Here is an 18,236-nt window from a genome sequence, read left to right as displayed (position 1 = left end):
CGCCGCACGACGAAAGCGCCGCCATCGCTAGAACCGGATGGCGTCGATGATCCTGACACGAACCGCGACCAGCGCCGGCACCAGGCCCGCGAGCGCACCGACGGCCAGCGACACCAGCACCCCGGTCACGGCGGCGGACGCCGGGAAGCCCGGCACGTCCGTGACATTGTCGAACAGGTGCTTGTGCACGAACGAGCTGTTGACGATCCCGACCGCGGCAATGACGCCGACGACACCCGCAACCAGGGTCGCGACGATGCTCTCCATCATCACCGAGAAGAAGATCCGTCCCGAAGTCGCTCCAAAGCTCCGCCTGATGCCGATCTCGCGCACCCGCTGCTTGATCGTGACCAACGCGATGTTGAGCAGGCTCAGGGCGCCGAGCCCGAGGATCAGCAGTCCGATCCCGCCCACGACCTTCTTGAACTCGCGGAACTGGCCACCGCCGCCGTGGGCCTTGTAGTCGATGCGCTGCAGCTCGACCTCGAGCGACGGCAGCTGTGACCTGAGCTGTTGCCTCACCGCCGCGCTCAGCGCCTTGGAGCCGGTCACCGGAACCCACATCTGGTAGCTGGCGTCTCCCAGTGGCTGGCTGGTGCCGAACCACCGGTCGTACGTCGCCGGCAGCATGTAGACCGTCGGTGAACCCGTGTAGATGTCCTTGGGCAGCTGGCCCACGATCGTCGCGGTCACCTCACGGTCGCCCTGCAGCTTCACGGTCGCCGGCAGCGAACCGGGTCCGAGCCCACGTGCCTTGAGGAACCGGGCGTCCACGACGATGGCCGGGCTGTAGTTGTCGGCGTCCTTGGCGGTGAGCCACCGGCCCTGCACCGGCACCAGCCGGAACATGTCGGCGTACGGCGGCTCGACGATCCGGACGCTGATCTGGCGTTCCTTGCCGCCCAGCTTGCTGGTCACCGAGGCGTCGCCGACCATGGAGTGGAACGAGATCTTGAACTGCTTCATCGTCTTGTCGAAGACGTCGTTCGTCACCGATCGAGGTGGCGGCGTACCGGTCTCGCCGTTGTAGGCGAACATGGAGTACATCGCCGGGCGGCCACTCTCCTTCTCGTACTGCTCGACGAGTCCCTGCTGGGCAATCGTGCCCACGGCCACCGCAGCGGTGAGCGAGCAGACCGCGACACCGACTCCGATCAGCGACAGCAGCACGCGGAGCTTGTGGATGCGAAGCTCTTGCCACGCCTCCACGACCGCCGCGGCAAACCCGGTCATGGCGTGGCCTCGGCGACGCTCAGCAGCTTGCCGCCCTCGAGCCTGAAGCGCTGGCGGGCCATCTGTGCGATGGCGATGTCATGCGTGATCGTGATGAGTGCGGCGCCCGACTCGTACGTCACCGCATCCAGCATCTGCATCACCTCTGCGCCGGTCTCGACGTCAAGAGCGCCAGTGGGCTCGTCGGCAAGGACCACCTTGGGGCCGCGTACCAGGGCCCTGGCGATCGCGACTCGCTGCTGCTCACCGCCGGAGAGGCTCTCGGGCATCGAGTCGACCCGCGCCGCCAGCCCGACCCGCCTCAGCATCTCCGCCGCGATCTCTCGCCGGTTCCAGAACGCCCGGCCCGGTGCATACATCAGCGGCGCTGCGACGTTGTCGAGCGCCGTCCGGCCCGGCAGCAGGTTGAACTGCTGGAACACGAACCCGACGTCTCGTCCGCGGATTCGAGCGGCCTGGCGTGACGAGAGGTCGCGGGTGTCCCTGCCGTCCCACTCGATCGTGCCGGTGGTGGGCTTGTCGAGCAGCCCCAGCAGGTTGAGCAACGTCGACTTCCCGCTGCCGGAACGGCCGATGATGCCGATGTGGTCCCCCGAGGCAATCGACAGGTTGACGCCGGTCAGGATGTGCAGGTCGCTCTCGTCCGGCAGGTGGACCGTGCGCGTGACGTCCGACAGCCGGAGCAGCTCCGTCACTCGGCGTATCCCTCGACGAACTCGCCCTTGCCCTCGCCACCGGGGCCGGAGTCGTCGCCCGGGACGAACTCGAGCACGCTCTCGCCCTCCTTGAGTCCCTTGGTGATCTCGACGACGTTGCCGTCGCTGATGCCGAGGCTCACGGCACGCTCAACCGGCTCGCCGTCGTCCCCCGTGACCCAGACGGTCCCGCTGTCGACCAGGCCCCGGACTGCCGTCACGGGCACCACCAACACGTCCTCGGCCGTGCCGGCATCGACCTCCATCGTCATGGTGAGGCCGTTGAAGACTCGGATGTCTGCCGGAACCCGGCAGCTGATCGCGTCTCCCCCGCCCTCGCCGCCGGACGGCTCGTCGCGAAACTCCGGCTCCTCCGCCGCGTCGCCGAAACCACCGGATGGCGGCTCGGTCGTCTCGGCGGCCCCGATCGTCAGATCGCCGCACGTGAACGGCTCCGGGCCACCGTCGATCGACACGGTCGCGGACTTGGGCATCTTGATCAGGCGGTACTGGTCGAGCGGCGTGATGGAGCCCGTCGCACGGAACGACGACTGGCGGATCGAGCCCACGACATCTCCCTTGGCGACGGTGTCGTCGAGCTCCTTGGTGAAGCTGCTGACCTTGCCGTCCTTGGGCGCCACGGAGTTGAAGTAGCGCGTCGTGGGCTTGGAGTCCTCGTCGTCACCGCCCTCTTCGAACTTCACCTGGAACAGATTGTCGCCCTTCTTGACCTTGGCGCCCGCAGGAACGAAGAAGTGGTTGATGACGCCTTCGTGCGCCGCCTTGGCCGACACCGGCGGATCGACCACGATCGTGCCGTGCAGCTCGAGGACGTTCTCGACCGTGCCGCGCTCGACGGTGGTGTTGCTGACCGGTATCTCACCATTGGGCTTGACACCGCTGCCGGCAGGCTTGGGCGGGCTGTCGAATGCCAGTACAGCGAGGCTGACTGCGATGACCGAGAAGATCGCCACCCACACAAGGGGAAGCACCACCTTGCGGAAGACTCTCACGGGATTCCTTGCTCACGGGGAAGGAGGGCTGAGAACACACCCTGACAGACGGACGGCCCAGCGTCGAGTGTCAGCGCCCGCCGAACGCGTTCTCGCCGGTGAGCGCCTGGCCGAGCACCAACGTGTGCATCTCGGTGGTGCCCTCGTAGGTCAGCACCGACTCGAGGTTGTTCATGTGCCGGATGACGGGGTACTCGAGCGAGATCCCGTTGGCACCCAGGATCGTACGAGCCGTGCGGCAGATCTCGAGTGCCTCGCGTACGTTGTTGAGCTTGCCGAAGCTGACCTGCTCGGGCGTGAGGCCGACATCGTCCTTGCGACGTCCGAGGTGAAGCGCCAGCAGCAACCCCTTGTGGAGCTCGAGGCACATGTTGGCGAGCTTCTCCTGGGTCAGCTGGAAGCCGCCGATGGGACGGCCGAACTGCTCACGGGTCTTGGAGTAGTCGAGCGCCGACTCGAACGACGAGCGCGCGGCTCCCATCGCGCCCCAGACGATGCCGTAGCGCGCCTCGGTCAGGCACGACAGAGGTCCGCGGAGGCCCTTGACGTCGGGGAACATCGCCTCGGCCGGCAGGCGTACGCCTTCCATGACGAGCTCGGCGGTCGCCGAGGCCCGCAGCGACATCTTGTGGTGGATCAGCTTGGCGCTGAACCCGGGAGTGTCGGTGGGCACGGCGAAACCGCGGATGCCTTCGTCGGTCTGCGCCCACACGACCGCGACATCGGCGAACGTGCCGTTGCTGATCCACATCTTGCTGCCGTCGAGCACCCAGTCGTCGCCGTCGCGCTTGGCACGCGTCCGCATGCTGCCCGGGTCTGATCCGTGATCGGGCTCGGTCAGGCCGAAGCAGCCGACGTACTCACCAGTGCCCATGCCCGGCAGCCAGCGCTCCTTGGTCTGCTCGTTGCCGAACTTCCAGATCGCGTACATCGCCAAGGAGCCCTGCACCGACACCATCGAGCGGATACCGGAGTCGCACGCCTCAAGCTCGACGCAGGCCAGGCCGTACTGGACCGAGGACATGCCCGGGAGTCCGTAGCCGTCAAGGTGCATGCCGAGCAGGCCGAGCCTGCCGAACTCCTTGAACAGCTCGCGGGGTTCGTCGACGCCGCCGGACTCGAACCACTCGGCGATGTGGGGCTGCACGCGCTTGTCGAGCATCGTGCGCACCGTGTCGCGTACGGCGATCTCGTCCGTCGACAGCAGTGCGTCGATCGAGAGCGGATCGGCGGGGTCAAACACGGATTTCGGCATGGGGCAACGCTATCAACCTACAGTGGCGGTACGGACGCGCCTCATTTCTGTCAATTCCTCCAATCCAGAGCGGAGTCAGCACCGAATGACTGATGACAAGCTCGATGGAAAGGGAGATCCCGTGGCCGCAACCGTGTCCCCCCTGCGCGTCGTGCCCTCGGCCGCGGACCATGATGCTCCGGACATCAACGAGCTGCTCACCCGCGTCGGTCGCGGCGACGAGCAGGCGTTCGGTGCCGTCTACGACGCCCTCGGCGGCGCGGTCTACGGCATGGCGAAGCGGGTCATCCGCGACCCGGCTCGTGCCGAGGAGGTCTCGCAGGAGGTCTTCATCCAGGTGTGGCAGAGCGCTCCACGCTTCGATGCCACCCGCGGCAACGCCAAGAGCTGGGTCCTCACCCTCGCGCACCGTCGAGCCGTCGATGCCGTACGCCACGACCAGGCCGCCACCAACCGCGAGAACAAGTACGACTGGTCCAACGGTCCCGACTACGACGAGGTCGCAGAGACCGTCACGATCAGCCTCGAGCACGAGCAGGTGCGGCGCTGCCTCGACAGCCTGACCGGTCTCCAGCGTGAAGCCGTCGACCTGGCCTACTACAAGGGCTACACCTACGCCGAGGTCGCCAAGACCCTCGACGCCAACCCCGCCACCGTCAAGACCCGCATGCGCGACGGCCTCGTCCGTCTGCGCGACTGCCTGGGAGTCGAATCATGACCGACGATCTTCACTCGCTCATCGCGCCGTATGCGCTCGATGCGCTCGACGACCTGGAGCGGGCGCGCTTCGAGATCCACCTGGCACAGTGCGCCAGCTGCCAGTCGGAGCTCGCCGGATTCGTTGTCACGGCCACGCGTCTCGGCGAGGCCGAGGAGCTCCCTCCCCCGGCTGGGCTGCGCGACCGCCTGATGGCAGAAGTCACGACGACCCGTCAGGAGCGACCCGTGGTGGCGGCGCCGGCCAAGCCGGGCGTCCTGCGCCGTACGCTGCCCCGCCTCGCGATCGCTGCGGCCTTCCTGGTCGGCGCGGTCGGCGTCGGCGGCTATGTCACCGAGCACAACCAGACCGACGACCTGCGAGCCGAACAAGCCGCGATCAGCAAGATCGTCTCGGCATCTGACGCCAGGACCACCACCAAGACGTACGACGGTGGTGGCCATGTGCGCCTCATCTCGTCCGACATCGCCGACGGGGCATACATCGTGGCCAGCGGCATGCCGAACCCCGGTCACGGCAAGGTCTACCAGGTGTGGGTGGTCAAGGATGACTCCCCCGTGTCGGAGGGCGTGTTCACGACCGAGGGGTCGATGGTCATGGAGGACCTCGACGGAGCGGACCGCATCGCCATCACGGTCGAGCCCAAGGGTGGATCCAAGCAGCCCACCACGCCGCCCATCACGACACTCGCGGTGTGACCGAGACACCACAACTGTCAGAATGTGGGCATGCCCGCTCCCCTGGTCCTGATCGCGCCGGCGATGGCTGTGCCGTCCGTGTTCTACCGGCCGCTCGTCGCGGCGTTCGAGGCCAAGGGTTGGGATGCCCAGGCGCTCGCCAACACCGGATTCGAGCGGGGCGAGCCGATCGCATCGCGCAGCAACGACTGGAGCTACGCCGACGAGATGCAGCGGATCGCCGTCTCCGTGGCCAAGGCTCGCGCGGAGTCACCCGCCCGCCCGGTGATCCTGATGGGCCACAGCCTGGGATCGCAGATCAGCGTCGGGCACCAGCTGCACCACCCTCCGGCAGACGGTTTCGTCGCGATCGGTGCCAGCGTGCCGTACTTCCGCAGCTACCCCAAGGGCGGGCTCCACGTGCTCGGGCTGGGTGTGACCGTCCCGGTCGTCGCCCGCATTCGCGGGTTCGTGCCCAAGCCGATGTTCGGCGGTCCTGGTCCCCGCACGCTGATGCGCGAGTGGGCGCGATTCGTGCGCTCGGGCAGACCGCCGTTCGCCGTACCGCATGCCGTCGCCGAGCCGACCCTGGTGATCAACCTGCAGGGCGACACCTACTCCGTGGCCAAGGCCAACGCCCTCTTCATCGAGAAGTTCCTCGACCCGGCCCGCACTACCACGTGGCTCTACCGCAAGGACGCCGTGCCGGAGGGTGGCAACACCCATCACGTGCTGTGGGGCAAGACGCCCGGTCCGGTCGTGGACCAGATCGTCGAATGGTGGGCCCAGCAGCAGCGGGGATCGTCTCGGCACCTCGATCAGTAGCGGCGCCGAGCGTCCACTAGCCTCGTCTCGTGGATGCAGCACGGGGGGCGGCCGTCGACGCGCTGTCGGTCGTCGTCACAGGCTTTCGACTGGCGCTGCGACACCTGCCAACGCTCCTGGTGATCTACCTGTTCGGCGCCGCCGCACGTCATGGCGTGCTGTGGGCGTCGGTCGAGCTCAGCGCGTCGCACTCGACCCTTGCCGGTCTGCTGCTGCCGCTGGCGCCGATGTCGACCTTGACCGCCATCGTGCTCATGCTGCGCGTGGTGTCGTCCGAGCTCGAATGGGCATCGTTCGGCAGTGCCACGAGCGATGACGGGGGCTATCTCGCCCTGCTCGCGAGCGCCCTGATCCCCTTCCTCACGGTCTATGCCGCGCAGGGCTACCTCAAGCAGGATCTGCACGAGTTCATCAACGCCGCGACGTACGACGAGATCTTCGGCAGCGCCGGATCGTTCTACGGCGAGAGCGCCAACCTCGACCGGACGTTCATCGCCACCGGTGTCTCGCTGGCAGGGCTCGTCGCGCTGGCGCTGTTGCTCCGATTCCTGCTCAATCGCTTTGACCTGCCGAGCAGACACGTCGGGTTCGGCGTTGTCGCGGGCTATGTCGAGGTGCTGTGGTTGTTCCTCCTCGCCGCACAGTTCACCCGCTACCAGGCTCGGGTCTGGGACTGGGTCACCGAGCGCAAGGCCGTCGACTGGGTCGAGGACCGCTGGTCCGACGTGCTGTCAGCTGCCGGCCCGTTCAAGGCTCCCCTGGACGCTGTCGCGCACGGCATCGGCAACCTGCTGACCGACGCCGATGCCGTCGTCGTGGTGCCGATCGCCTGGCTCACGGTCGGCGCCGTGGCCCTCGGCCAGCGTGTCGAGCCTCCGGCCCCCAAACATCGGCCGCGGGCCGCACGTCTCGCCCAACGAGTCCCACCCGTGGTCCGTCGCGTCAGCCACGAGGCGACCGCTGACCTGAGGTCCCGATTCGCAGATCTCGGCAACGGCCTGCGGATGCTCGCGGTCGGAGGGCTGCTGCCCATGCTGATGTTCTGCCTGGTGTTCATCATCGCCCGTCAGGCAGGCGCGCTGACCGTCGAGGTGTGGCGGCTCATCGCCGGACCCGCCAGCCGCGACACCGCCCTCGCGTTCTCGCCCTACGTCGATGTCATGTCCCAGGGCGTCTACACCCTGGCGCTGGTCGGACTACTGGCAGCGGCGATCGACCGGGTGCTCGCCAATCAGCCGGTCACCGCGTCGCCGGAGCCTGCCGGCAGCTCGGCATCGAGTGGCAGCTCCGCGTAGCGCGGCAGGAAGTACCACACCCGCAGGGCCGTCGGCACGACTCCGGCCTTGACCACCGCGTACACGGTTGTCTGCCACGACTCGGGGCGCGGCTCATCGCCGTCGAGCACCCGGGGCTTCGCCGTGCTCCCGAGGGAGGGACGTGGGCCCGCAGTGGCGTCTGGGACGCACTTCTCATTGAACTGGTAGTCGCTGCCGTCCCAGCCGTGCCCGTCGGCGTCATATCGGACTCCATCACCGTCCATGAGCGCGATGTTGCACCCGATCAGCACGACGTCCGGGTCCGCCTTCCAGCTCAGGGTCGCCTTCCAGAGCTGGCCCCCCGTGGCGACGGTCGGGCTGTCCAGTGCGCCGGGGACGACCGGCACGGGCTCGATCGAGTCGACCGTGAACTCGGCACGAATGGGGTAGGTGAGGTGGTCGTCGTCGTACTCGTCGCGGATCTCGGCCCAGCCGTCCTCGACAGCAGCCTTCTCGTGAAAGCCGCGATCCCACCAGTACTCGTCGAGTCGAGATCCGGCGCCGACCGCAACCGCGATCAACGCCACGGGCAGCAACAAGAGGGCGCGCCGCTCACGCCGCAACCACCGCATCACGCTCGTCACAGTCCCTCGATCTCGAACTCGACGACATCGAGCTCGTCGGTCGATCTCCAGCGCTTCACCTCGGCCGCAGAGATGCCGAGGTCGATCGTGGCTGCCTGGTCGAATCGCTCGTCGAGAGTGTTGGGCGCAATCACCAGCGACGAGCCGGCCAGTGAATCGGGATCGATGTCGAACACGGCCGTGCAATGGGCAACGATCCCCGGCGGCGCACCGCGGCACGACAGCACACTTCGCTGGCCAAACGAGCCGAAGCGGGCAGTCGTGCCATCGCCGCCGCGGAACAAGGCATACGACATCGACTGGGCCTCAGACCGCGACACGAAGTCGAAGTGCACCACCACACCGACGCCCTGGGCATCGATGTCATCTGAGTCACGAGTCAGCCGCATCGCGCCCTCGACCGACCTCGGCGTGAGGTCTCCCGTGCGCAAGGTCGCCGTCTCGCCCATCTTCACGTGCTGCTCGAACAGTCGCGAACCGTCCTTCGGCTCCGGGAGACGCTCGTTGAGCAGCTGCCCCACGGCGAGGGCCGCGACGACGAGCGCACCCGTGCCGAATCTGCTGACGACCGGCCTCATGACGAGAGCTCCGTCACGGCGAACGATCCGACTGCGATCGGGAACCTGTCGAACCAGTCCTCCTGCTCGTCGATGTTGCTCTGGCGAAAACCGTGCCCGAAGACCGTCAGGTCAACTGAGCTCGGCAGCGGCCGTGACCACGTCTGTTCCCAGACGTACTGGACGTCGTAGGTGAGCCCCGGGTTGAGGTAGTCGATTCTGACCTGGTCGGCCACGGAAACCACGCGAGGATCGGCCTCGTCGCTCGTGACGAGCACATCCGAGCCCTCCTTCTCGGCGAATCCCCTGAGGCCATGGATCCGCAATGCCTCACGGATGACAAAACCGGAGACGGTGTCCTTCTCGGTCGAGGTGACCGTCGCGTGCACGACGAGGAACCGTCCGAGCTCGCTCTCACCGGGACCATCAGCGAGGTCCTCGGCCCAGACGACCTTGGTCACCGTGAGGTCGAACGGCCCGGTGTCGACGGTTTGGCCGGCTTTGACGGACGTGACCTTTTCGGGCTCGGCGCGCTCAAGTCCCCCGAACAGGCCCGACGCAAGCAGCACAAGCGCACCTGCGGCCAGCGTCAGCTGTCGCAAGGATCGCGATGCAACGAACGGGCGTAGATGCTCGCGCCACAACGATCCCCCCGTCATGAAAAGGATCATAGGGTCAGCCGGTCGACCGGCCCGGGGTGGCCCTGCTACTCGGCGAATGCCTCGAGCGGCGGGCAGGAGCACGCCAGGTTGCGGTCACCGTACGCCTGGTCGATGCGACCCACCGGCGGCCAGTACTTGTCGTCAGTGGAGCCTGCGGGGAACGCGCCCTCGGCGATCGGATAGGAATGCTTCCAGTCAGCGATCTCACGCATCGTGTGCGGCGAGTGGACCAGCGGGTTGTCACCGTCTGTGTACCTGCCGGCGATGACCGCGTCGATCTCGGCGCGGATGGCCAGCATCGCCTCGCAGAAGCGGTCGAGCTCGGCGAGGTCCTCGGACTCGGTCGGCTCGATCATCAGCGTGCCGGCGACCGGGAAGCTCATGGTCGGGGCGTGGAAGCCGTAGTCGATCAGCCGCTTGGCGACGTCGTCGATGCTCAGGCCCGACTCCTTGGTGAGCGGACGGAGGTCGAGGATGCACTCGTGCGCCACCAGTCCGTTGTCGCCGCTGTAGAGCACGGGAAATGCGCCCTCGAGCCGCTTGGCGATGTAGTTGGCCGACAGCACCGCGACGGAGGTGGCGTTGGTGAGGCCCTCAGCGCCCATCATGGCGATGTACGCGTACGGGATGGGCAGGATGCCCGCCGAGCCGTACGGCGCCGCGCTGATGGCGCCGATGCCCTCACGCTTGCTCTCCACCGGGTGCAGCGGATGCGTCGGCAGGAAGGGCACGAGGTGCTCCGCGACGGCGACCGGGCCGACACCGGGGCCACCGCCACCGTGCGGGATGCAGAACGTCTTGTGCAGGTTGAGGTGCGACACGTCGCCGCCGAAGGCACCCGGCTGGGCGTGGCCCAGCAGCGCGTTGAGGTTGGCGCCGTCGACGTACACCTGTCCGCCGTGGCCGTGCACGATCTCGCACAGCTCGGTGATGCCGTGCTCGTAGACCCCGTGGGTCGACGGATAGGTCACCATGATCGCGGCGAGGTCGTCGGCGTGCTTGTCGCACTGTGCCTTGAGGTCGTCGAGGTCGACCTCGCCCTGGTCGGTGGACTTCACGATGACGACGCGCATGCCTGCCATGACAGCGGAGGCGGCGTTGGTGCCGTGGGCCGAGCTCGGGATCAGGCAGACATTGCGATGATCGTCGCCGCGGCTCAAGTGATAGGCGCGGATCGCCAGCAGGCCCGCGAACTCACCCTGCGAGCCCGCGTTGGGCTGGATCGACACGGCGGCGTATCCGGTGACCTCGGCGAGCCAGGTCTCGAGCGTCTCGATCATCTCGATCATCCCCGCAGCATCCTCGGCGGGCACGAACGGGTGCAGGTCGGCGAATCCGGGCCAGCTGATCGGCTCCATCTCCGACGTCGCATTGAGCTTCATGGTGCATGAGCCGAGTGGGATCATGCCGCGGTCGAGTGCGTAGTCGCGGTCGCTGAGCTTCTTGAGGTAGCGCAGCATCTGCGTCTCGCTGTGGTGCTCGTGGAACACCGGGTGCGTCAGGATCGCATCGGTACGCAGGAGGCTGTCGGGCAGTGCAGGCGACGCCATGACCCAGTCGTGCCCGTCCAGTCCGAATGCCTCTTGCACCAGGGTGAGGTGGGCGTCCGTCGTCGCCTCGTTCGTCGAGATCCCGACGTTGTCGTCATCGACGAGCCGCAGGTGGACCCCCAGGTCACGGGCTGTGGCAACGATCTTCTCGGCCTGTCCGGGGACGTGGGCGACGACGGTGTCGAAGAACGATGTCCCGGTCACCTCGACTCCCCCGGCCTTCAGGCCGGCCGCGAGCTGGGCAGCCCGTGACGCGACCTGCTGCGCGATCTCCCGGAGCCCGTCAGGACCGTGGTAGACGGCGTACATCGACGCCGTGACGGCCAGGAGCACCTGAGCGGTGCAGATGTTGGACGTGGCCTTCTCGCGGCGGATGTGCTGCTCACGCGTCTGCAGTGCCAACCGGTATGCGGGGCGTCCCGCGCTGTCGATCGACACGCCCACCAGGCGACCCGGCAGGTGACGCTCCAGGCCCTCGCGCACCGCCATGAACCCGGCGTGAGGTCCGCCGTAGAACATCGGCACGCCGAACCGCTGACTGGAGCCGACGACGACGTCGGCCCCGAGCGATCCCGGCGACTTCAGGAGCACGAGTGCGAGCGGGTCGGCCACGACCACGGCGAGGCCGCCGTTGGCGTGCGCGGCCTCGATCGCGGCGGTCGGATCGATGATCTGGCCGTCAGCGCGCGGGTAGGCGATGATCGTCCCGGCCGCCTCGATGTCGGGGACGCCAGCGCTCAGGTCGGCCTCGTGCAGCTCGATGCCGAGTGCCTCCGCGCGGGTGTGCGTCACGGCGAGCGTCTGCGGCAACAGCCCTGCGTCGATGATGATCGGCAGGTCGTCCTTGCCCTTGGTCGCGCGGCGGATCAGGGTCATCGCCTCGGCAACGGCGGTGCCCTCGTCGAGCAGCGACGAGTTGGCCGTCGGAAGACCTGCGAGATCCGAGATCAGGGTCTGGAAGTTGATCAAGGCCTCGAGGCGTCCCTGCGAGATCTCGGGCTGGTAGGGCGTGTAGGCGGTGTACCAGGACGGATCCTCGAGCACGTTGCGGCGGATCACGGCCGGCGTGATCGTCGGGTGATAGCCCAGGCCGATCATGGCGACGCCCGGGGTGTTGCGCGCTGCCAGTCCACGGAGCACGGCCAGCGAGTCGGTCTCGCTCAGTGCCTGCGGGAGGCCCAGCGCCCCGGCACTGCGGATACCGGACGGAACGGCAGCGGCCATGAGGGCGTCGAGCGAGTCGTACCCGACCCGGCGCACCATGGCGTCCTGGTCGGACGGGCTGGGTCCGATGTGACGGCTGGCGAAGTCTGACACGGGAGTCTCCTGGGTAGAGGCGTCTTGCGTACGCCTCCCCTTCTGTCACCCGTGAGAGCTCCAGAATTGCCTAGGTCGCGTGGTCCTTTGTGCCTGAGAGGTTCCGGGGAGGAATTGCCCCTTCGGCGCCGCCTGGGCGAACTCTCCCACGCGCGATCGAAAGCAGCGTCAGCCTACCAACTGGAGCCAGCGCGTGCGCCAGACGGGCGTACGGCTAGATCCAAGGTCTGCACGCTGGCGACACCGGCTCCCAGGGAGGCCGCCCGCGGCCGACCGGGAGCGAGCTCTGCTGGGGGTCCCTCCACGAGCTCTCCCCCGTGAAATCCTCTCCGCGTCAGCGAGTAGGGGGCGCGAAGGGCGTGACTACGAGGACAGACGGGCCTGGCGACGAGCGGCGAGCTCGTCGGCCGAAGAATCCGGCTGGGCGATGGCGCGTTCGCTGGGCAGCGAGTGCAGCGAGCCCTCGATCTCCTTCCACACACCACCGATGGCGATGCCGAACACGCCCTGACCGCCCTGGAGCAGGTCGGTGACCTCGTCGGCCGACCGGCACTCGTAGACGCTCGCACCGTCGCTCATCAGCGTCACCTGGGTCAGGTCGTCGGTGCCGCGCTCCCGCAGGTGGTCGATGGCGACACGGATCTGCTGCAGCGACACGCCCGCGTCGAGCAGCCGCTTGATGATCTTGAGCAGCAGGATGTCCTTGAACGAGTAGAGGCGCTGCGTGCCCGAACCCGTGGCGGAGCGCACCGTCGGGTCGACGAGACCCGTACGCGCCCAGTAGTCGAGCTGGCGATAGGTGATGCCGGCCGCGCTGCAGGCGGTCGGACCACGGAAGCCGGTGTCTTCAGGCATCGGCGAGACGTCGTCGTTGAAGAGGAGACCTTGGTCGCGGGCTTGGTCAGTCGCTCCTGCGGGCACGGCGTCGCGTGGCTCGATCATGGCGAAATGCCTTCCGATGCTGGGTATTGGGGAAGACTACCGCTACGAAACTACATCCGTGTATGGCCGGCAGCACTTTCAAGGTAAGGCTGAGACTTTGGCGGGTCAACGACCCAGCGTGAACCTCGGCGTGTCGCGCAAGTCTCAAGTGATGCTTGAAGGTCACTCACTGCTCGCGTTGGGTCGACATCTCACGTGGTTTCGAGCTTCCTGGCGGCTTCGCCGCGGCACGGGTCCTCTACTCGTTCCTCGTGGGGGACCCCCACACCTGGCTTCGGGCCGCTCGCAGGGCTCGCTTGCCTCAGCCAAAATCCTCGGGGTCGATCTCGTCGAGGAACTCTCGGAAACGCTCGACCTCCTCGTCCTCCTCCCGCGTGGACTGGATGCCAGCCTCGTCGAGGACGTCCTCGGCACACACGATCCGCGCGCCCGAACGCAGTGCCAGGGCGATCGAGTCGGACGGCCGCGCCTCGACCTGGGCGCCCGATGCGAAGATCAACGACGCGAAGAACACCCCGTCGTGGACGTCGATGATGCGGACCTCCTCGAGCTCGTCGCCCAGTGCGAGGACCAGGTGCTGCATCAGCTCGTGCGTCAGGGGCCGCGCCGTCTCGGCACCCTCCTGGGCGTACGCGATCGCGGACGCCTCGACGGCACCGATCCAGATCGGCAGGTAGCGGCTGCCCTCGGTCTCGCGGAGCAGGACCAATGGCTGGTTGGTCGGTAGCTCGACGCGCACGCCGACAACCTCGACCTCGCGCATGGGGCTAGGTTCGCAATCCGCTTCGCACGAGCACGGTCTGCAGGCGTACGGACAGCGCCGCCAGCGAGGCGATCGTCTTGTCGGTCGCCTCCTTGTCGAGCGAGCGTGCACGCGGAGTCACGACCTGCTCGAACAGCGAGATCTCACGGTCCGCCGCCGCCCGGAAGATGCGCAGGTGACGAGGCTCGAGCCCCAGCTGGGCGAGCTCGCCGACGATGGCCGCGATCGACAACGCCTCACCGTCGTAGTAGGTCTGCGACGGGCGACGCTTGATCAGCTCGAACTCCTCGATCGCATCCAGTGTCTTGTCGTCGATGCCGGCCGAGTCGAGCAGCTCGGCGCGCGACAGTCGTACGTTGCTCTGTGGGGCCTCGAAGGTCTCGGCGGTCGGCAGACCGTCCTCGGCGAGGCTGAGGTAGGGCACCTTGGTGGTGCTGCTCAGCGTCGTGTCGGGGACCACTCCCCTGTCCATGTCGTCCAGGACACGGCGGATGTGGCTCAGCGGCCAGAACAGCTGCTCCTGCGCATGCAGCACGAAACGCAGCCGTTCGACGTCGCTGTAGGCGTACTTGCGATAGCCCGCCGGGGTGCGCTCCGGCTCGAGCAGGCCCTGGTCCTCGAGATAGCGGATCTTGCTCTGCGACAGCGCGGGGAACTCGGCGCTGAGCTCCTCGATGACCTTGCCGATGCCGAGCCTGAGCTCTGACAACGGCTCGGTCACGACTGCGCCTTCGACGCTCCGGCGAAGTAGATCAGCCGGTACTTGCCGATCTGCACCTCGTCGCCGCCGGCCAGGGCGACCTCGCTGTCGATGCGGTCACGATTGACGTAGGAGCCGTTGAGGCTGCCGAGGTCGGCGATGACATAGCCGGCGCCGCTTCGGGTGAACGTCGCGTGGCGCCGCGAGACGCTGATGTCGTCGAGAAAGATGTCGCTGTCAGGGTGGCGCCCCACGGAGACGCTGTCGCTGTCGAGCAGGAATCGCGCACCCGAGTCGGGACCACGCTGCACCAGAAGCATCGCGCTGCCGGCCGGGAGGTTCTCGACCGCCGAGACGTCAGCCTGCGACATCTCCTCGGTGTCGGCGTCGAGGATCGGAATGTGTGTCGTGTGGTCGGACGGACCCGAGGCGGGCTGACCGGCAGAGCCAGCGTTGGCGTCGGGCTCGCGGTCCGGCGTGGTCATCGGGTTCACTCCTGTGACGGGTCTTGAGTCAGGGTTGAGACTTCTGAGTCAAACGTAGCACCCGATGGCGTGCAGATCCGCCGACACTGCGTCACTCGTCGACGAGTGCGGCGTACGCCTCAGCCTCGAGCAGCGACTCGGTGGGGTCGTCGTCAAGCGGACGAAGCTTGATCAGCCAGCCCTCACCGTAGGGATCGGAGTTGATGACCTCGGGTCCGGCCTCGAGCGTCTCGTTGCGGGACACGACCTCGCCGGACAGCGGAGAGAAGATGTCGCTCACGGACTTGGTCGACTCGAGCTCGCCGATGACGGCGCCTGCCTCGACGCGGTCACCGACGGCAGGCAGCTCGACGTAGACGATGTCACCCAGCTGCCCCTGCGCGAAGTCGGTGATGCCGACCGTCGCAATCTCGTCGTCAAGTCGCACCCACTCGTGCTCTTCGCTGTAAAACAGGTCCTCAGGGATCACCGGGTTTGCTCCTTGCGGGTCAGGATGTGGGACGAGCGTACTCTGGCGACTTCACGTCGGCCAACGCCGTGATGGTGATCTTTTTCTCCTTCTCCACCGTGGCGTGACCGCCGCGGGTGGCGATGCGGTCGATGAGCCCTCCACGGATGTTGACGGCCTCGGCCAGGGTCGACGGATCCCCGATCGCTTCGATCGTGAACGGTCGCTTCACCTCGAGCCCGCCAACGCGTACGGCATCGTCGTCATCGAGGAAATAGGTCTGGGCCACGACACGCGCCACCCCGTTGATCACGATGGCCTCGGCGCCGGCATCGCGCAGCTCCTGGACCGCATCGAGCAGGGACGGCGCGTCGATCGCCTTGTCGATGTCGGTGATCACGAGGCGCACGCCTGGTCCGGTGGCACCGGCGGTGCCGGCGAGGATCGCCAGCTGGTCGGCGCGCTCCTTGGCCTGCTTCTCCGCCTCCTCCGAACGCTTGGTGCTGCTCAGCAGGTCGTTGCGGGTCGCGGTGAGGTCACCGATCTGCGTACCGAGTCGTTCGTTGGCGGAGTCGAGGGACTTGAGCAGCTCGACGAGCTCGTCGCCGCGTACGCCGGAGTAGTCGGTCGTGTCGCTCTGCTTGATCTGCAGCGTGATCGCGAACGCGAGGCCTCCCAGAAGGATCGCCACCACGACCTGGGAGACCGACGGCTTGTGAAACAGGTTGCGCTCGGTGGGCTCAGGCATGGAAGATCCGTCGACGGATGGCGGCCGCGTTGGCGAAGATGCGGATTCCGAGGACCACGACCACACCGGTCGAGAGCTGTGAACCGACACCGAGCTGGTCGCCGAGGTAGACCATGAACGCGGCGATGATGACGTTGGAGACGAACGAGACGACGAACACGCGGTCGTCGAAGCGACGCTCCCCCAAGGCCCGTAGCGCGCCGATCACGGCGTCGAGCGCGGCCACGATGGCAATCGGCAGGTAGGGCTGCAGCGACGTCGGCACCGAGGGCTGGAGGATCAGTCCGGCGACGATGCCGATCGCGAGGCCAAGTACGGGGATCATCGCGTCTCCTCGATCGCTACGGCGTGGATGGGAGTGAGACGCTGGGCGGGAACGGCCGGCACTCTCAGCTGAGTCGATGATGCCACTTCGCTGCGTGCACGGAGAGCCTGGACCCGGCCGGCCCAGTAGCGCCCCGAGGGGTTGTCCTCGAAGCGTGACTCGAGCGTGTCGTCGTTGCCGAGTGCGACGATCACGTACGGCGGCCCGATCGACTTGAAGTTGACCGTGATGGCGTCGCCGGCCGTGCGGATCGCACTCATCGTCCCGATGCGGTTGCCGTTGACCGAGATCGCCTCTGCGCCGGCGTACCAGAGCCCGTTGACGAGGATCTGCAGGTCGTTGTCAGTGATGCGGTGGTTGTTGCGCTGGTTGTCGCTGCTCGTGGGCGTCACGGTCATCGTGATGCCCGGCCCGCGAGCGGCACGGTCGCCCGCCGCCAGGCGCAGCGACTCGTACGCCGGGTCTGTGCGGTCAGCCGATGCTCTCAGCTGGGCCACCGCTGCCCGCAGGCTCGCAGCGGTCTCCTCCCGGTTCGCGAGAAGCTTCTTGCGAGCGTCGATGTTGGCGATCAGCGACTCACGCTCCCGCTCGGTCGCGGGACGATCGGAACGGGTCTGGACCACGGCCAGGGTCACCAGCAGGGCGAACAGGGCAATGACGAGACCCGTGAGCACGGTGTTGAGCTCGCGCGACTGCGAATAGCGACCTGCGCGTACGACGTAGTAGTCGTCGTCAAGGGCGGTGTCTGCGATCTGCTCCAGCAGACCGATGGCGCGGTCTGACTCTTCCGGCACGGTCAGCTCCGTTGCACGGGCGGTGTCGTGGCCAGAAGCCGTCGGACCTGGAAGGCATACAGGACGCCGCCCCACCAGTACAGCGCCACGCCCCACACGGTGAACGCCCAGCCGAACACGTTGGCCAGGTCGGCGACCGTACCGGTCGCGTCACCCAGGAGCAGCAGCGGGAACGCGTACAGCAAGCTCGCCGTCGCGGCCTTGCCGAGGAAGTGCACCGGCAGCGAGCTGTAGCCCCGCGTACGGAGGAACGGCACCAGGCTGAACAGGAACACGTCGCGCAGCGGGAGGATCACCGCGAGCCACCACGGGATGATGTCGCGGTAGCCGAGTCCGATCACCACTGCGAGGATGAAGAACCGGTCGGCGACAGGGTCGAGGATCGCGCCGATCTTGGAGGTCTGTCCGAGCGACCGGGCCAGCTTGCCGTCGAGGTAGTCGGTCACGCCGGACACCATCAGGACGACCAGTGCCAGCTCGTCCCACTTGGGCCCCATCACGAGCCAGAGGAATACCGGCACGAGGAGCAGGCGGACGAAGCTGAGGGCGTTGGGGATCGTGAAGACGCGTTCCTCCACGGCACGCGACTTCTTCGGAGCAGCCCTCGATGTCCTCGTCATGTCCTGAGA

The 18,236-nt window shown here is 67.2% G+C and carries 21 protein-coding genes and 1 riboswitch; of the genes, 4 read left to right on the top strand and 17 right to left on the bottom strand.

Annotated elements, in window-relative coordinates; all coding sequences use genetic code 11:
* Positions 1-27: 27 nt before the first annotated feature.
* From ABD683_RS16345 to ABD683_RS16330, 4 genes are all read right to left on the bottom strand, one after another.
* Positions 28-1,233, bottom strand: a complete 1,206-nt coding sequence (locus ABD683_RS16345) for an ABC transporter permease (protein WP_344771133.1) — start codon at positions 1,231-1,233, stop codon at positions 28-30.
* Positions 1,230-1,928, bottom strand: a complete 699-nt coding sequence (locus ABD683_RS16340; protein ID WP_344771132.1) for an ABC transporter ATP-binding protein — start codon at positions 1,926-1,928, stop codon at positions 1,230-1,232. The genes ABD683_RS16345 and ABD683_RS16340 overlap by 4 nt, the downstream gene beginning before the upstream one ends.
* Complete coding sequence (locus ABD683_RS16335; protein WP_344771130.1) at positions 1,925-2,941, bottom strand: permuted SH3 domain-containing protein; 1,017 nt, start codon at positions 2,939-2,941, stop codon at positions 1,925-1,927. Before ABD683_RS16335 ends, ABD683_RS16340 begins: the two co-directional genes overlap by 4 nt.
* A gap of 70 nt (positions 2,942-3,011) precedes the next feature.
* Positions 3,012-4,196, bottom strand: coding sequence for an acyl-CoA dehydrogenase family protein (locus ABD683_RS16330; RefSeq protein ID WP_344771129.1), 1,185 nt, complete (start codon positions 4,194-4,196; stop codon positions 3,012-3,014).
* Between the two features lie 121 nt (positions 4,197-4,317).
* Between ABD683_RS16330 and sigK the strand changes: the two genes are divergently transcribed.
* Genes sigK through ABD683_RS16310 form a run of 4 tightly spaced genes read left to right on the top strand, consistent with a single transcriptional unit; the run spans position 4,318 to position 7,711 of the window.
* Complete coding sequence (gene sigK, locus ABD683_RS16325) at positions 4,318-4,914, top strand: ECF RNA polymerase sigma factor SigK (protein WP_344771128.1); 597 nt, start codon at positions 4,318-4,320, stop codon at positions 4,912-4,914.
* Positions 4,911-5,612 carry an anti-sigma factor gene (locus ABD683_RS16320; RefSeq protein ID WP_344771127.1) on the top strand — a complete coding sequence of 234 codons (702 nt, stop codon included), beginning with the start codon at positions 4,911-4,913 and terminating at the stop codon, positions 5,610-5,612. The genes sigK and ABD683_RS16320 overlap by 4 nt, the downstream gene beginning before the upstream one ends.
* A gap of 30 nt (positions 5,613-5,642) precedes the next feature.
* Positions 5,643-6,416, top strand: a complete 774-nt coding sequence (locus tag ABD683_RS16315) for a serine aminopeptidase domain-containing protein (RefSeq protein ID WP_344771126.1) — start codon at positions 5,643-5,645, stop codon at positions 6,414-6,416.
* Between the two features lie 29 nt (positions 6,417-6,445).
* Positions 6,446-7,711: a hypothetical protein gene (locus ABD683_RS16310; RefSeq protein ID WP_344771125.1), complete on the top strand. Its 1,266-nt coding sequence runs from the start codon at positions 6,446-6,448 to the stop codon at positions 7,709-7,711.
* Here the strand turns inward: ABD683_RS16310 and ABD683_RS16305 are convergent.
* From ABD683_RS16305 to clsA, 13 genes are all read right to left on the bottom strand, one after another.
* Complete coding sequence (locus ABD683_RS16305) at positions 7,648-8,307, bottom strand: hypothetical protein (RefSeq protein ID WP_344771124.1); 660 nt, start codon at positions 8,305-8,307, stop codon at positions 7,648-7,650. The two genes, ABD683_RS16310 and ABD683_RS16305, sit on opposite strands and share 64 nt — an antisense overlap.
* A gap of 5 nt (positions 8,308-8,312) precedes the next feature.
* Positions 8,313-8,894 carry a hypothetical protein gene (locus ABD683_RS16300; protein ID WP_344771123.1) on the bottom strand — a complete coding sequence of 194 codons (582 nt, stop codon included), beginning with the start codon at positions 8,892-8,894 and terminating at the stop codon, positions 8,313-8,315.
* Positions 8,891-9,532, bottom strand: coding sequence for a hypothetical protein (locus ABD683_RS16295; RefSeq protein WP_344771122.1), 642 nt, complete (start codon positions 9,530-9,532; stop codon positions 8,891-8,893). The genes ABD683_RS16300 and ABD683_RS16295 overlap by 4 nt, the downstream gene beginning before the upstream one ends.
* A gap of 47 nt (positions 9,533-9,579) precedes the next feature.
* Positions 9,580-12,402, bottom strand: a complete 2,823-nt coding sequence (gene gcvP, locus ABD683_RS16290) for an aminomethyl-transferring glycine dehydrogenase (RefSeq protein ID WP_344771121.1) — start codon at positions 12,400-12,402, stop codon at positions 9,580-9,582.
* A gap of 70 nt (positions 12,403-12,472) precedes the next feature.
* A riboswitch (glycine riboswitch) is annotated at positions 12,473-12,561 on the bottom strand.
* Positions 12,562-12,765: 204 nt separating this feature from the next.
* On the bottom strand, positions 12,766-13,344 hold the full coding sequence (locus ABD683_RS16285; protein ID WP_344771120.1) for a MerR family transcriptional regulator: 579 nt from the start codon (positions 13,342-13,344) through the stop codon (positions 12,766-12,768).
* A 301-nt stretch (positions 13,345-13,645) separates the two neighbouring features.
* Complete coding sequence (locus ABD683_RS16280; RefSeq protein WP_344771119.1) at positions 13,646-14,107, bottom strand: bifunctional nuclease family protein; 462 nt, start codon at positions 14,105-14,107, stop codon at positions 13,646-13,648.
* A gap of 4 nt (positions 14,108-14,111) precedes the next feature.
* Positions 14,112-14,828, bottom strand: coding sequence for a transcriptional regulator FtsR (gene ftsR, locus ABD683_RS16275; RefSeq protein ID WP_344771118.1), 717 nt, complete (start codon positions 14,826-14,828; stop codon positions 14,112-14,114).
* A complete protein-coding gene (locus ABD683_RS16270; RefSeq protein WP_344771117.1) occupies positions 14,825-15,292 on the bottom strand; it encodes an FHA domain-containing protein in 468 nt (155 codons plus the stop codon). Before ABD683_RS16270 ends, ftsR begins: the two co-directional genes overlap by 4 nt.
* A gap of 91 nt (positions 15,293-15,383) precedes the next feature.
* Complete coding sequence (gene gcvH, locus ABD683_RS16265; protein WP_344771116.1) at positions 15,384-15,761, bottom strand: glycine cleavage system protein GcvH; 378 nt, start codon at positions 15,759-15,761, stop codon at positions 15,384-15,386.
* A 19-nt stretch (positions 15,762-15,780) separates the two neighbouring features.
* Positions 15,781-16,488, bottom strand: coding sequence for a DUF881 domain-containing protein (locus ABD683_RS16260; RefSeq protein WP_344771115.1), 708 nt, complete (start codon positions 16,486-16,488; stop codon positions 15,781-15,783).
* Positions 16,481-16,813: a small basic family protein gene (locus ABD683_RS16255; RefSeq protein WP_309969553.1), complete on the bottom strand. Its 333-nt coding sequence runs from the start codon at positions 16,811-16,813 to the stop codon at positions 16,481-16,483. The genes ABD683_RS16260 and ABD683_RS16255 overlap by 8 nt, the downstream gene beginning before the upstream one ends.
* Entirely contained in the window at positions 16,810-17,607 is a 798-nt protein-coding gene (locus ABD683_RS16250) for a DUF881 domain-containing protein (protein ID WP_344771114.1), read from the bottom strand. The genes ABD683_RS16255 and ABD683_RS16250 overlap by 4 nt, the downstream gene beginning before the upstream one ends.
* Before the next feature lie 2 nt (positions 17,608-17,609).
* Complete coding sequence (gene clsA, locus ABD683_RS16245) at positions 17,610-18,227, bottom strand: cardiolipin synthase ClsA (protein WP_344771113.1); 618 nt, start codon at positions 18,225-18,227, stop codon at positions 17,610-17,612.
* Between the last annotated feature and the right edge of the window lie 9 nt (positions 18,228-18,236).

The organism is Aeromicrobium panaciterrae (assembly GCF_039537165.1).
GTDB lineage: Bacteria > Actinomycetota > Actinomycetes > Propionibacteriales > Nocardioidaceae > Aeromicrobium > Aeromicrobium panaciterrae.
The sequence above is the reverse complement of the archived record's forward strand: the minus strand, read 5'-3'. Positions and strand labels throughout refer to the sequence as shown.